The 14345-nt window shown below is 71.8% G+C and carries 12 protein-coding genes; 7 read left to right on the top strand and 5 right to left on the bottom strand.

What is annotated here, in order from left to right; genetic code table 11:
- Positions 1-137: 137 nt before the first annotated feature.
- Positions 138-803, top strand: a complete 666-nt coding sequence (locus tag Q0818_RS12315; protein ID WP_298875184.1) for a regulatory protein RecX — start codon at positions 138-140, stop codon at positions 801-803.
- On the opposite strand, the gene Q0818_RS12320 is transcribed toward Q0818_RS12315, so the two are convergent.
- Positions 787-3381, bottom strand: a complete 2595-nt coding sequence (locus Q0818_RS12320) for a LuxR C-terminal-related transcriptional regulator (RefSeq protein WP_298875187.1) — start codon at positions 3379-3381, stop codon at positions 787-789. The two genes, Q0818_RS12315 and Q0818_RS12320, sit on opposite strands and share 17 nt — an antisense overlap.
- 149 nt (positions 3382-3530) lie before the next feature.
- Here Q0818_RS12320 and miaB point away from each other — a divergent pair, with 149 nt between their 5' ends.
- From miaB to dapF, 4 genes are all read left to right on the top strand, one after another.
- Complete coding sequence (miaB, locus tag Q0818_RS12325; protein WP_298875193.1) at positions 3531-5078, top strand: tRNA (N6-isopentenyl adenosine(37)-C2)-methylthiotransferase MiaB; 1548 nt, start codon at positions 3531-3533, stop codon at positions 5076-5078.
- Positions 5075-6007 (top strand): tRNA (adenosine(37)-N6)-dimethylallyltransferase MiaA, encoded by a 933-nt coding sequence (miaA, locus tag Q0818_RS12330; RefSeq protein ID WP_298875196.1) that lies wholly within the window; start codon positions 5075-5077, stop codon positions 6005-6007. Before miaB ends, miaA begins: the two co-directional genes overlap by 4 nt.
- A complete protein-coding gene (locus Q0818_RS12335) occupies positions 6004-6444 on the top strand; it encodes a GNAT family acetyltransferase (RefSeq protein ID WP_298875199.1) in 441 nt (146 codons plus the stop codon). Before miaA ends, Q0818_RS12335 begins: the two co-directional genes overlap by 4 nt.
- A gap of 106 nt (positions 6445-6550) precedes the next feature.
- A complete protein-coding gene (gene dapF / locus Q0818_RS12340; protein ID WP_298875202.1) occupies positions 6551-7405 on the top strand; it encodes a diaminopimelate epimerase in 855 nt (284 codons plus the stop codon).
- 111 nt (positions 7406-7516) lie between these two features.
- Here dapF and Q0818_RS12345 read toward each other — a convergent pair whose 3' ends face one another.
- Entirely contained in the window at positions 7517-8161 is a 645-nt protein-coding gene (locus Q0818_RS12345) for a methyltransferase (RefSeq protein ID WP_298875205.1), read from the bottom strand.
- Between the two features lie 97 nt (positions 8162-8258).
- Between Q0818_RS12345 and hflX the strand changes: the two genes are divergently transcribed.
- Positions 8259-9776: a GTPase HflX gene (hflX, locus tag Q0818_RS12350; RefSeq protein ID WP_298875208.1), complete on the top strand. Its 1518-nt coding sequence runs from the start codon at positions 8259-8261 to the stop codon at positions 9774-9776.
- A 107-nt stretch (positions 9777-9883) separates the two neighbouring features.
- On the opposite strand, the gene Q0818_RS12355 is transcribed toward hflX, so the two are convergent.
- From Q0818_RS12355 to lexA, 3 genes are all read right to left on the bottom strand, one after another.
- Entirely contained in the window at positions 9884-11770 is a 1887-nt protein-coding gene (locus Q0818_RS12355) for a prolyl oligopeptidase family serine peptidase (RefSeq protein ID WP_298875211.1), read from the bottom strand.
- A 101-nt stretch (positions 11771-11871) separates the two neighbouring features.
- A complete protein-coding gene (locus Q0818_RS12360; protein WP_298875213.1) occupies positions 11872-12879 on the bottom strand; it encodes a hypothetical protein in 1008 nt (335 codons plus the stop codon).
- A 94-nt stretch (positions 12880-12973) separates the two neighbouring features.
- Positions 12974-13663: a transcriptional repressor LexA gene (lexA, locus tag Q0818_RS12365; RefSeq protein ID WP_298875216.1), complete on the bottom strand. Its 690-nt coding sequence runs from the start codon at positions 13661-13663 to the stop codon at positions 12974-12976.
- A gap of 258 nt (positions 13664-13921) precedes the next feature.
- On the opposite strand from lexA, the gene Q0818_RS12370 reads away from it, so the two are divergent.
- Positions 13922-14272 (top strand): LysM peptidoglycan-binding domain-containing protein, encoded by a 351-nt coding sequence (locus tag Q0818_RS12370; protein WP_298875219.1) that lies wholly within the window; start codon positions 13922-13924, stop codon positions 14270-14272.
- Positions 14273-14345: the final 73 nt, after the last annotated feature.

The raw sequence follows: 14345 nt of genomic DNA on the forward strand, positions 1-14345 counted from the left end.
TCTTCGGGGGTTCGGCGGCGACGCGTTCCGGCCGTGGCTCCGACGATACGCACCCGTCGCGCGGCCGTGCTTCCGTCGGCGCCGGGGCGGCGGATGACGCCGTGCCCGCGCCGGTGACGCGCCCGCGACTGAGGGCGTTGAGAAGCGACGCCTCCTCGGGGGAGTCCGGACACGATTCCGTCCCGTCGGCGTGGAACATCCCCGGGGGTCATCCGCGCGGCGACCGCCCGACGGACTCACGCTCCGACGACGCGGGTGTCGACGACGCTGGTTTCGACGACGCGCCTGCCCGCGCGGAAGCCCTTCTGCTCCGCAAACTCCGTTCGCGCTCGCTGTCGCTGTCCGAAGCGCGGACGGCCGTCCGCGGCGTCGACGGGGTGGACGAGACCGTCGTCGAAGACCTGATCGCGCGTTTCGTCGATCTGGGCTATCTCGATGATGCGGCGTTCGCGGAACAACTCGCGATGTCGGCGGTCGAGAAGCGCGGCGAAGGTCGGCGCGCCGTCGCCGAGACGCTGCGCAAGCGCGGAATCCCGCGGGACATCGCCGAGGCGGCCCTCGCCGAGCTCCCCGACGACGACGCAGAGCGTGCCCTCGAGTTCGCCCGGTCCAAAGTGCGCGGCGTCGAGGGCAAGGATTACGAGGCGTCCCTCCGGCGGCTGGCCGGTCAGCTGGCTCGGCGGGGATACCCGTCGTCGGTGGCTTTGTCGGCAGCGAAGACGGCGCTCAGCGAGGCGGGCATGGGGCGGAGTCGGTCCTTCGGCCGACCGGCGTCGGGAGTGCGTTTCACGCCCGACGACTGACCCTGTCTGCGTCAGGCGACGGGGGAGGACTCGCCACCTCACCCTGCGCGACCATGCGGGCGAGCTCGCGTCGCGACGCGGCACCGACTTTCAACCGGGCTTGATACACGTGGGATTCCACGGTGCGAACCGACAGGAACAGGCGCGTGGCGATCGCCCGATTCGTCAGTCCCTCGTGCGCGAGGAGGGCGATCTCGCGCTCGCGCGCCGTGAGGTCCTCCGGGAGGGGAGCGGTCGCGGCAGCAGCAGACGGGGCGGGGTCGGACGGTGTCGGGTCGGCCTCGCGCGCTGACCACAGGGCGTGCAGACGCAGATCGTCGACGGGGCGATCTTCTTCGCTCCCCGCCGACCGGGCGGATGCCCGGCGCACGGCGTCTGCGGCGAGGGGGAGATCCGTGGTGGCCGCCAGCTGCACGAGTTCGTCGATCTCGTCCGGGTCGGCGATGTCGAGACTGACGAGTCTGTAGAGGTCGCGGATCCGCAAAGCCGCCGAGGTGCTGCCGCGGCTCAGGTCGGCGGTTGCGCGAGCGGCGGCTCGCGCGTCGTCGAGGAGTCGCTCGGCCACCAGCACGGTCGTCTCCACGTAGAGGCGGCTGCGGCGGACGAGGATCGGTCCGTCGGTCTCGACCCGGGCGAGGATCGACCGCGCCTCATCGAGGCGCTCCGCGAGGGCCAGTTCCTCCGCAACGCTCAGCTCCATCATCGCCGTCTCCGGGTCGCCCAGCGCGGACGGGTCGCGCTGCATCGCGGACGTCCATTCGCGATGCGACTGTTCCGGCCGACCCGAGGCGGCGAAAGCGATCGCTGCCGCGATTCCCGCGGCGGTGAGCTCCGACACCCCGCCCTCCCGGGCGGCCGGGCCGAGTTCCCGTTCCAGACGCTGCTCGACCGCGGAGCCGTCGGCTCCGGCGATCTGATGCCCGATGAGGAGGAACATCAGGGCCGAGAGGCGCTCGCGGGTGGAGATCCCCTGCGGACGCGGGATCGCATCCAGGAGCCGCTGTGCGTCGCGGTAGTGCGCCTTCGCGACCGCCCATCGACCGCGGATGGTCTGCGACGTGCCGGCTGCGACGAGGGCTCGCAGGCGCCCCAATGGGGAGGCGCCGGGGAGGGAGACGGCGAGATCGGTGAGTTCGCAGGCCTTTGCGGCGTCGACACGGTTGCCGGCCCGCGTCGCCTCGGCCAGCAGGCGTTCCACGTGCGCGTCCGCCTCGGCCTGCTCGGCGGAGATCTGCCCCGGATCGGACGATGACGGCATCCCGGCGGCGGCTCTGCGGGCCTGCAGGCGCGCGATCCGACGGCGCGCGGATCCGTCGGCGAGGATGTCGTCGGGTTCGACGGCGCAGCGGCGAGCGAGGTCGAGTTCGACGCGCAGCGCCGGATCGTCCACGGCGGCGAGGCCGCGCGAGGCGTGGGCGGCGGCATGCGCGCTGTCGCCGCGATCATTCGCCTCCCGCGCGGCGTCGAGCGCCACGCGCGCACGGAGGTCCGGAGCGTAGGCCGATTCGCCCGATGCGTCGGCTCCGAGTCGGTGCCATCGTTCGGAGACGGAGACCGCGATGGTCGAACTCCACCAGTGATCGGCCTCGGCGAGCATGCGCCTCCCGGCGCGATCGATCATCGCGTCGACGGTGTCGTCGCCGAGCTGACGGTGCGCCTCCAGCGCGAAGAGGTCATTGGCGGTGAGACGTCGCTCGGGCGAGGAATCGGCGTGGAGGAGGCCGCTGCCGATGAGGGCGTCGACGGCCTCGGGGTCGAAGAGGCGTGTGGCGACCGCGAATTCGAGGTGGGCGAGGCGGCGCACCCCGGCCAGGCACTCCAGGTCTTGTCGTAGGAAACCCGCCACGTGACGTTCCAGCGCGACGGCGAGTCGGCTGCCGGGGGCGACCGAGCGGATCGCCCGGAGCGGGTCACGGCCGTCGCGGACGGCTCTGAGCGCTTCCAGGACGAGCTGGCGCAGAAGGGTGCGCGAGCCGTCCGCGCGCCAGATGAGACCCGCGCGCGTGGGCACATCCAACAGGTCGGCGTCCGGGAACAGGGCGATCATGCGTCGGGCGTCGTCGTCGGTGAGCTCCGACAGATCGATGCGTCGGGCGAATCCGTCCATCCAGAGGTCGAGGAACGTCCGCCGCACCTCGTCGGCGTCGTCGGGATGGTGCAGCGACCGCGCGCGGGCGGTACGCAGCCCGAGGACGGCGGTCGCCCGGCGCGTCGCCACCGCGTGGGCGATCGCACGGGCCGAGGCGGGATCGAGGGTGTCGACGTCGTCGATGACGATCACGCCGTCGATGGGTGTCGGCGCGCCCTCGATCAGGTTTCGCAGGGCGGGGTGGCCGGCTGCCGTCAGCGCACCGAAGGGGACGGACGTCAGCGCCGACGCCGGCCGGACGACGATGACCTCGCGTCCGAGGCTCTCCACCTCGGCGGAGATGGTGCGGATGACGTAGCTGCGACCGCTGCCGCGAGGTCCTGCCACCACCATCGAGACGCCGGAATGCACACGGGATGCGAGTTCGATGGCATCCCGGTCGGAACCGATCAGGGCGCGCGACCACGAGGTCGCCTGTGTTGTCCGCATACTTCTCCCCCCGGAAACCCGCAGGCGGACGGGTGAGCGTGGGCTCACACTATCCATTCCCTATGCGTGCCGCCAGGGCGGTGCCGCAAACCGTGACCTGGGGCCTGACGACGTCGTCTCCAGGGGCGGGCTTTAGAATTGCTCGCATCATGACCACCCCTGTCTCGACCCCGACGCTCATCGCGCCCTCCGCCGCCGCCCAGGGCGACGCCGGCGCGCGTACCTACGAAGTCCGCACCTTCGGATGCCAGATGAACGTGCACGACTCCGAGCGTCTGAGCGGGTCGCTCGAGAGCGCCGGTTACGTGCGTGCCGAGGCGGGCACCGAGGCCGACGTCGTCGTCATCAACACGTGCGCCGTGCGCGACAACGCGGCGGGCAAGCTCTACGGCACGCTGGGCCATCTGAAGTCGCGCAAGGACGCGCACGCGGGCATGCAGATCGCCGTCGGCGGCTGCCTCGCGCAGATGGACAAGGACGCGGTCCAGCAGAAGGCTCCGTGGGTCGACGTCGTGTTCGGCACCCACAACATGGGCTCGCTCCCCGGGATGCTCGAGCGCGCGCGCCACAACGGCGAGGCGGAGCTGGAGATCCTCGAGTCGCTGGAGATCTTCCCGTCGACGCTGCCCACCAAGCGCGATTCGGTCCACAGCGGATGGGTCTCGATCTCGGTCGGCTGCAATAACACCTGCACCTTCTGCATCGTGCCGAGCCTGCGCGGCAAGGAGAAGGACCGCCGTCCCGGCGACATCCTCAACGAGATCCGCCTGCTCGTCGACGACGGCGCGATCGAGGTCACCCTGCTCGGCCAGAACGTCAACTCGTACGGCGTCGAGTTCGGCGACCGCCTCGCGTTCGGCAAGCTGCTCCGCGCCGCGGGCGAGATCGAGGGCCTCGAGCGCATCCGCTTCACGAGCCCCCACCCGGCCGCCTTCACCGACGACGTCATTGCCGCGATGGCCGAGACCCCGGCCGTCATGCCGCAGCTGCACATGCCGCTGCAGTCGGGTTCCGACCGCATCCTCAAGGCGATGCGCCGGTCGTACCGCAGCGAGAAGTTCCTCGGCATCCTCGACCGGGTCCGCGCGCAGATCCCCGACGCGGCGATCACGACCGACATCATCGTCGGCTTCCCCGGTGAGACCGACGAGGACTTCGAAGAGACGATGCGCGTGGTCGAGGCGTCGCGGTTCTCGAGCGCCTTCACGTTCCAGTACTCCATCCGCGAGGGCACGCCCGCGGCCACCATGGCCGACCAGGTGCCGAAGGCCGTCGTGCAGGAACGGTTCGAGCGCCTCATCGCGCTGCAGGACCGGATCTCGGCGGAGGAGAACCGGAAGCAGCTGGGCCGCACGCTCGAGGTGCTCGTCAGCACCGGCGAAGGCAAGAAGGATGCCGAGACCCACCGTCTCACCGGCCGCGCCGAAGACAACCGCCTCGTGCACTTCGAGCTGCCGGCGGGCTCGGCCGTGCCGCGTCCGGGCGATGTCGTGTCGGTCACGGTGACCCACGCGGCGCCGTTCCACCTGCTCGCCGACGCCGTCGACGGTGCGCCCCTGCGCATCCGACGTACACGTGCCGGCGACGCGTGGGACCGCTCGCAGGCCGAGTCGTGCGGCGTGCCCGCGCCCGCGGGTGACGACGGCGCTCCCCGCGCCGTGTCGCTCGGACTCCCCACGCTCCGCGTCGGCGTGTGACGAGGCCCGCCCTCTGGAGCGTCGTCGGAGCCACCGGCACCGGCAAGACCGGACTCTCCCTCGACCTCGCCGAGGCTCTCGCGGCCGCGGGGCGCCCGGCCGAGATCGTGAACGCCGACGCGATGCAGCTGTACCGCGGCATGGACATCGGCACCGCGAAGATCCCGGTGGCCGAGCGACGCGGCATCCCGCACCACCTCTTCGATGCGCTCGCGGTGACCGACGAGGCCGCGGTGGCCTGGTATCAGGATGCCGCCCGCGCGGCGATCTCCGAGATCCACGGCCGGGGCGCTGAGGCGATCCTCGTCGGCGGATCCGGGTTGTACGTCTCGAGCGTGCTGTGGGACTTCCGCTTCCCGCCGCGCGACGAGGCGTTGCGCGCCCGCCTCGAGGCGGAGCTCGAGCGCGAGGGGGCCGGCGCGCTGTTCGCGCGGCTGCGCGAGGCCGATCGCGACGCGGCGGCCCGCATCGACCCGCGTAACGGCCGACGCGTGGTGCGCGCGCTCGAGGTGTTGGAGCAGGGCGGCGAGACCCACGGCGGCGCTCTTCCGCACGCGCCGGAGCAGTGGCATCCGTCGACGCGCATCGTCACGACGCACGTGGACCGCGAGCAGCTGGTGGCGATGCTGGACGCGCGCGTCGAGGGCATGTGGGCCGAGGGTCTCGTCGACGAGGTGGAGCGGCTCCGCGACGAGGGGCTCGAGCGGGGCGTCACGGCGTCGCGCGCGATCGGGTACGCGCAGGCGCTCGCGCAGCTGCGCGGAGACCTGACGCGCGAAGACGCCATCGCGCAGACGCAGGCCTTGACCCGGCGGTACGCGCGCCGGCAGGTGTCGTGGTTCCGCCGCTACGCCGACGCCCGCATCGTCGATGCCCGGACGACGGATGCCGCGCAGCTCGTGCGCGCGGCGGAGAGGGACGATCGATGACCATCGCGATCCGCGCGTTCGCGCCCACCGACGAGGACGCGGTCGTCGCGCTGTGGAAGGAGGCGGGACTGACCCGGCCGTGGAACGACCCGCGCGCCGACATCCGTCGGAAGCTCACCGTGCAGCCCGAGCTCTTCCTCGTCGCCGTCGACGACGAGGCGATCGTCGGCAGCGTGATGGCGGGTTACGACGGGCATCGCGGGTGGCTCTACTACCTCGCCGCTGCGGCCTCGCACCGGGGGCGGGGAGTGGGGCGTGCGCTCGTGGCCGAGGCGGAGCGTCTGCTGGAGGCGATGGGCTGCCCGAAGGTGCAGCTCATGGTGCGCCCCGACAACACCGGAGCGCGGGGCTTCTACGACGCGCTCGGCTACGAGCCGTTCGAGACCTGGGCGACCGGCCGGCGGCTGATCGTCGACAGGCCCGGTCGCCCCGCCTGAGACCGTCGGGCCCGCTCGCCGGCGTCAACGCGCCTCACGACCCGCCGCAGATCGCCGGGCCTTCTCACCAGGACGGCCGACCGCGCGTCGTCCGTAGACTGGTCCCATGTCCTCTCTCGCTTTCACCAAGGGTCACGGCACCGGCAACGACTTCGTGGTGATCGCCGATCCCGACGGCGAGATCGACCTCTCCGACGCGCAGGTCGCCGCGCTGTGCGACCGCCACTTCGGCATCGGCGCCGACGGACTGCTGCGCGTCGTCCGCTCGGCGGCGATCCTCGAGGGCGCCGAGGCTGCGGCATCCGGGGCCGAGTGGTTCATGGATTACCGCAACGCCGACGGGTCCAAGGCCGAGATGTGCGGCAACGGCACGCGCGTCTTCGCCCGGTACCTCACCGACACCGGCCTCGCGTCGATCGACGACGGATTGCGCATCGGCACGCGGGCGGGGGTGAAGACCCTCACGCGCAGCGACCGCGGCTTCGAGGTCGACCTGGGTGCCTACGTCGTGGAGGCCGACGAGACCCTCGTGCGCGCGAAGGGATTGAGCGTCGCGCGCCCGGGAGTGGGGATCGATGTCGGCAACCCGCACGTGGTCGTCGCCCTGTCGTCGGATGCCGAGCTCGAGGGGCTCGACCTGACCTTCCAGCCCGTGCTCGACCCCGCGCCGCGGCACGGCGCCAACGTCGAGTTCGTCGTCCCGGCCGACCCGCTCGTGCGCGACGGCGTCGGGGCGATCCGCCTGCGCGTGTTCGAGCGCGGCGTCGGCGAGACCCTGAGCTGCGGAACGGGCGCCGCCGCCGCGGCGCTCGCCGTTCGCCACTGGGCCGGCGCTGCCGCTCCCGACCACTGGGTCGTCGACACCCCGGGCGGGACGCTGGGGGTCCGCGTGGCCGACGGGCACGTGTTCCTGTCCGGCCCCGCTTCGCTGGTGTTCACGGGCGAGGTCGCTCTCGCCTGAGCAGCCGTCGACTCGTCGGCTCCGGCCCGTGGCATCCGGATGCCGCTCGGCGGGCGATGGACCTGCCCTCCCGCCGCACGCGGCGGGAGTCCGCGAACGGGTGTCGTCGGATCAGCGGATGACGTCGATCAGCTCGCTCGGCGGCGAACCGTGGCGACGCACGCGCAGCACGCGGAAACCGCGTCCGGTGGCGGCACGCTGGACGCTGTAGCCGTCGGGGAACGTCGCGGCGAGCCAGCGCTGCAGGGAGTCGGATCCGAGGTTGCGCTGGACGACGAACCAGCCGTCGCTGCGCTCGGCGAGACGGGGGATCCAGTGCTGGAGCATCTCGTGAAGTTCGTTCTTGCCCACGCGGATCGGCGGGTTCGACCGGATGGTGCGGAACGTCACGTCGTCGGGAACATCCTCGGGTCGAACGGCGTTGATGTTGGTGAGGCCGAGCGACTCGGCATTGCGCCTCACGAGATCGAGAGCCCGTTCGTTGACGTCGACCGCCCACACGGTCGCGTGCGGTGACGCGAGCGCCAGCGAGATCGAGATCGGACCCCAGCCGCATCCCAGGTCGAGGAAGTTCCCACCGGCGGGAGGGGGAGGCGTGTTGGCGAGCAGCACCGAGGTCCCGGCATCCACGTGATCGGGACTGAAGACGCCGCCCGCCGTGACGAGCTCGAGCTCTCGGCCGGCCAACGTCACGCGGATGCGGCGGAGCTGCTCGGGACTCGACGGCGACGCGCTGAAGTAGTGCTCGCTCCCCATCCGCCCAGGATATCCGACCGCGGCTTCGACCGCCGGGCCGGATAAAGTGCCAGAACATCAGTACCACCGCGGGCCGAGCCCGCGACGAAAGGAACACATGACCGAACAGACCACGCCCCCGAGCATCGACGCGTCTGCCGTGGACCCGGTCGACCGTGTGCTCGCGCGCGCCGATGCGCACCGCGGGGTCCGGGTCTTCGGTGCCGCTCAGGCCCTGCAGGACAGCACCACCGCGTACGGCGGCGACAGCGACGGCGACCAGTGGGACCGCGAGGAACGCGCGGCGCTGCGCCGCGTCGCCGGGCTCTCGACCGAGCTCGAAGACGTCACCGAGGTCGAGTACCGCCAGCTGCGCCTCGAGAACGTCGTCCTCGTCGGCGTGCACCCCCAGGGTGAGCAGACGGATGCCGAGAACTCGCTGCGCGAGCTGTCGGCTCTGGCCGAGACGGCCGGCGCGGTCGTGCTCGACGGCGTGCTGCAGCGGCGACCCCACCCCGATCCGGCGACGTACGTCGGTCGCGGAAAGGCCGCCGAGTTGCGCGACATCGTCGCCGCCGTGGGCGCCGACACCGTGATCGCCGACACGGAGCTCGCCCCCAGCCAGCGGCGCGCCCTCGAAGACGTCGTGAAGGTGAAGGTGATCGACCGCACGACGGTGATCCTCGACATCTTCAGCCAGCACGCCAAGAGTCGCGAGGGTAAGGCGCAGGTCGAGCTCGCGCAGCTCGAGTACCTTCTCCCGCGGCTGCGTGGATGGGGTGACTCGATGTCGCGTCAGGCCGGTGGACAGGTCGGCGCTGGTGGCGCCGGAATGGGTTCGCGCGGTCCGGGTGAGACGAAGATCGAGCTCGACCGTCGTCGCATCCGCACGAAGATGGCCCTGCTGCGCAAGCAGCTGCGCGACTTCGCCCCCGCGCGCGAGGCCAAGCGCGCCGAGCGCAAGCGTCACACGATCCCCTCGGTCGCGATCGCGGGCTACACGAACGCCGGCAAGTCCAGCCTGCTCAATCGCCTCACCAGTGCCGGTGTCCTGGTCGAGAACGCCCTGTTCGCGACGCTGGATGCCACGGTCCGCCGCTCCGAGACCAGTGACGGACGCGTCTACACGCTGACCGACACCGTGGGCTTCGTGCGCAACCTGCCGCACCAGCTGGTCGAGGCGTTCCGGTCGACGCTCGAGGAGGTCGGTGACGCCGACGTCATCCTGCACGTGGTCGACGCCTCGCACCCCGATCCGGCCGCGCAGCTCATGACGGTGCGCGACGTGATGGGCGACGTCGACGCGAACTTCGGCCAAGAGATCGTCGTCTTCAACAAGGCCGACCTCGTGAGCGAGGACGACCGGCTCGTGCTGCGGGGACTGGCCCCGAACGCGAAGTTCGTCTCGTCGCGGACGGGCGAGGGCATCGAGGAGCTGCGTGCCGCCATCGAGGACGCGCTGCCCCTTCCCGCCGTGGAGGTGCAGGCGGTCGTGCCGTACGACCGTGGCGACCTCGTCTCGGCGGTGCACGAGAGCGGCCTCATCGTCGCGCAGGAGCACCGTGAGAGCGGGACGTTCCTGCACGCGCACGTCGGCGCACGACTGGCCGCCGAGCTGGCGGCGTTCGAGGTCTGAGCCGGGCCGTCATGGGCCCCCGCGCGTGCGCGGGGGCCCATGACTTTGGCGGCGGCGGCACGTCTGCTCCTTTCGCGGGAGAGGGCGCGCCGCGGCTCCGGATGACGTCAGTCGAGTTCGAGCGCAGGGACACCCGGGGTCTCGAAGCCGAACACCGCGCCGAGGAAACCGAGTTCGCGCTCGAGCGAGTCGATCACCGTCTCCGACCGGCGGAACCCGTGCCCTTCGCCCTCGTACAGGACGTACGCGTGCGGGACACCGTGCGCCGTGAGGGCGTCGCGGATGGCCTCCGCCTGCGACGGGGGGACCACGCGGTCTTCCGACCCCTGCAGGATCAGCAGCGGCACGCGGAAGAGCTCGGGGCGCCCCAGGGGTGAGCGCTCGATATACACCGCCTCGGCCTCGGGCAGGGGGCCGATGAGCCCGTCGAGATAGCGCGCCTCGAAATCGTGGGTGTCTTCGGCGAGAGCGCGGGCGTCCCCGACGCCATAGCGCGAGATACCCGCCGAGAAGACGTCGGTGCGGGTGACGGCGGCGAGCACCGTCCAGCCGCCGGCCGAGCCGCCCGCGATGGCGAGACGATCGGGGTCGGCGAGTCCCGCCTCGGCCAGGGCGGATGCCGCCGCGGCGACGTCGTCGACGTCGACCACGCCCCACTGGCCCTTCAGGCGGTCCCGATAGGCGCGACCGTAGCCCGTCGAACCGCCGTAGTTGACGTCGAGGACGCCGATTCCGCGGCTGGTGAAGAACGCCGTCTTGGCCGACGGGGCGGGACCGACGTGCGAGGTGGGTCCGCCGTGAACGAGAACGACGTACGGGGGGCGCTCGCCCGCGACCGGAGCGACGTCGGGGTTGGTGGGGGCGTAGGCGAAGGCGTGCACCGGGCCGTGCGGGCCGTCGGTGGACAGTGCGCGGGCGGTCGGCATCCACTCGTCACCCCACGATGCGGCGCCGCCCGTCACCAGGTCGACCAGGCCGGAATCGAGGTCGACGAGCCAGAGGCCCGACCGTCCGCCGGCATCGGAACCCGAGACGAGCACGCGCGCGCCCCGCACGTCGTCGACGGCGGCGCCGGCCACGACCGGGACGTCGAGGGGGCGGATGCCGCTCGGGGCGATCTCGACGATCTCGTCGGCGCCGTTCGTGCGCACGGCGACGACGCGCCCGTCGTCGGCCGCCCCGAACCACCGGGTTCCGAGAACCCACAGGCCGCCGCCGGTGTCGGCGTCGGCGGGGGCGAGGGGCTGCGCATCGCCGTCGAGCGGTCGGCGGAAGAGGTTCCACCGCCCCTCCGGGTCATCGGCGTAGAGCAGCTCGTCGTCCGCGATCCACACGGGTTGCAGAGGTGCGCGGTGCGAGCCGCCCGCGACGTCGTGAACGGAACCCGTCTCGAGATCGGCGACGCGCAGCACCGTGGCATCCCACGGCATGTCGGGGTGATCCCACGCGACCCAGGCCAGGCGGCGCCCGTCGGGCGAGAGGGCCGGTTGGGCGAGGAAGTCGCTGCCCTCGGCGAGGACCTCGGCTCGTCCGTCGAGCGGGATGCGCACGATCGCCCGGTCGGGCACGCGCGACGAGCCGTGGGTCTCGCGGACGGCGAGGAGCACGCCGTGCTCCCAGCGCAGGCCGCCGTGGCGTACGGCGTCGTCGGCCGGAGTGAGGGGCCGTGCGGTCTCGCCCGGGCGGAGCGCGTAGACGCGCTGGTCGGTCTTCTCGACGTAGTAGAGCTCCCCGTCGTCGGACGCCGTCCAGGCGCCGCCGCCGTACTCGTGCACGGCCGATCGCGCGTTCGCGGGGGCGGGGAGCACGGTCTCGACGGAGCCGTCGGCGCGGCGACGCTTCACCGCGACGCGGCCGGCCTCGTGGGGGACGGACTCGCCCCACCACACCTCGTCGCCGACGAGTCGGGCCCCGTCGACGCGGGGCGAGGCCTGCGCGACCGACTCGGGGGTGATGGGCGAGGGCCAGGAACCGTACGGGAGGGTGTCAGCCATGACTCCAGCCTAGGGACAGCCCCCGACACCGGCGGGCGGCGTCGCCGGTGCAGCGGTACGACAGGCGGACCCCCCACCCGCGCGAGGTCGCGCGGGCGGGGTCAGGCCCCGACGATCTGCTTCTGCACGCCGAGAGCGCTCAGCCAGTCCCTGATGACCTGCCGTTGGCCGTCGTCGCACGTGTAGCCGTAGCCGAGGCGCACCTCCCAGTACGACGTGGCGTCGATCGGCACTTCGTGCTCGAGCGTCCATCCGTCGAGCACCGTCAACGCGTAGCAGTCCGCCATGGTCTCGGGATCGTCGGCGAAGGCCGTGAGGGCGGATGCCGTCGCCTCGGGGTTGGTGAACTGCAGCACGTGGGCGAACTCGTGGTAAGCGACGCCGGTGCGCATCCAGTCCGTCAGCTGTCCGTCGCTACGGGTTCCCGCGCTCACCTCGACGTGGAACGGCGACGCCCCCGAGATGCAGGCCATCGCCTCGAGGCCGCAGGGGCGACCGCTCTCGTCGAACCCCATCGACACCCATCCGCCGCCCAGTTCGTCGAGGGTCGCCTCCCAGACGCTGCCCGAGGCGTTCGTCGCCGCCTGCTCCCGCGCCGCGTCGGCACGGACGACGAGATCGGTCGTCAGCGTCTCCAGGTCGAGGATGTCGCGGTCGAGCGCGGAGGGAGTCCATCGGTGCTGCCAAGCGCGACCGGCGATGGCCTCGATCTGCGCCCAGGGGACGAGCGAGGAGTACGGCAGACCGACCAGGGGGTCGACCGTGGCGTAGAGATCGGCCATCGCCGCGCCGAACTGCTCCTTGCGCTCGATGACCTCGCGCTGCTCGTCGAGTTCGCGCTGTTGGTCCTGGAGGCGCTGTTCCTGGTCGGTGATGCGCGAGCGGGAATCCGACAGCTGCGCCGACATCCAGGCGAAGCCCGCGCCCGAGGCCACGACGACCGCGGAGAGGACGACGCCCAGGACCACGGTGCTGCGTCGTGGTCGCGACCGCGATGCGGTGCCGTCGAGGGGCACATCCGCCGTCGCGCTCTCGTGCGTCTCGGCCGCACTCGCGGGGGACACGGGGTTGGTCCGATCGGGCTCGGCCGGAATGGGGCTGGATGACACGACTCTCGCTTTCGCTCCGCGCGCCGCCGGGCGCGCGTGCGGTCATGCTACTGCGCGCCGTGACCGTCGCTCGCCGCGACGAGGGCGCGGCTGATCAGACCGCGCGCAGCACGGCGACGATGCGGCCGAGCACGACGGCCTCGTCGCCGAGGATCGGCTCGAATGCGCTGTTGCGGGGCAGCAGCCACGTGTGGCCGTCGCGGCGGCGGAACGTCTTCACGGTCGCCTCGCCGTCGAGCATCGCGGCGACGATCTCGCCGTTCTCGGCCGTGGCCTGGGAGCGCACGACCACCCAGTCGCCGTCGCAGATCGCGGCGTCGATCATCGAGTCGCCCGACACCTTCAGCATGAACAGCTCGCCCTTGCCCACCAGCTGGCGGGGGAGGGGGAAGATCTCCTCCACCTGCTGATCGGCGGTGATGGGCACGCCCGCGGCGATGCGGCCGACGAGGGGCACGAGGGCGGCATCGCCCAGCGCGGGGGCCGTGTCGGCGGGGTTCTCGGCCGCGGCTCCGGGGAGGTCGATCAAGACCTCCATCGCCCGCGTCTTGCCGGGATCGCGCCGCAGGTAGCCGCTCAGCTCGAGCTGGTTGAGCTGGTGGGTCACGCTCGACAGCGACTTCAAGCCGACGGCGTCGCCGATCTCGCGCATGCTCGGCGGGTAGCCGTGCCGCGCGATCGACCGCTGGATGACCTCGAGGATGGCGAGCTGCTTGTCGCTGAGGTTCTTGCGTCGCCGAGTCTGCGGACGTTCGCGGCCGGCGGCGGTCGTCGCGTCGGTCATCTGTGCTCCCCTCGCGCCGCGGTCGATGCGGCGGAAATTCGAATGTCGGAGGTTGGTGATGAGGTCTCCGTGTCGAAACCGTATCCGGTCAACGAGCCGAAACACACGGAACGGCGCGCGTGTCGCGTTCGATCCGTCTACGACATCCGCGGTCTTGACACATCGAAAGTATCGAAGATAGATTCGGAATACAGATTCGCACCCCTGCCCTCCCGGCCGAGGGCGGGGTGCGAATCTCTCCCCACCGAGGAGCACATCATGAGCAGCATCGCCATCACCGCACCGACCACCCGCCTGCGCATCACCGCTCGCGGCCGCCGCGTCCTCGCCTTCCTGGTCGCCCTTCCCCTCGCCATCGCCCTGGGGTTCGCCGTCGTCGGCGGGGGAGCCGCGCTCGCATCGAACGAGGCGGGAGCACCCGCGGGGTCGTTCACCGAGATCACCGTGATGAGCGGCGAGACCCTGTGGTCGATCGCCGAAGAGCTCGCGCCCGCGGCCGACCCGCGCGACGTGATCGCCCAGATCACGCGCCTCAACGCCCTGTCGGGCGGGTCCGTCACGGCCGGTCAGCGCATCGCGATCCCGGCCGAATACGCGCCGACGAACTGACCGCCCGAAAGTGATCGATGTCGGCGGTCGGCGTCGTCGGCCCGAGGCGTGAGCGTGAGCCGCCGAGGTCGTC

Origin of the sequence: uncultured Microbacterium sp. (assembly GCF_947489255.1) — a bacterium.
GTDB lineage: Bacteria > Actinomycetota > Actinomycetes > Actinomycetales > Microbacteriaceae > Microbacterium > Microbacterium phycohabitans.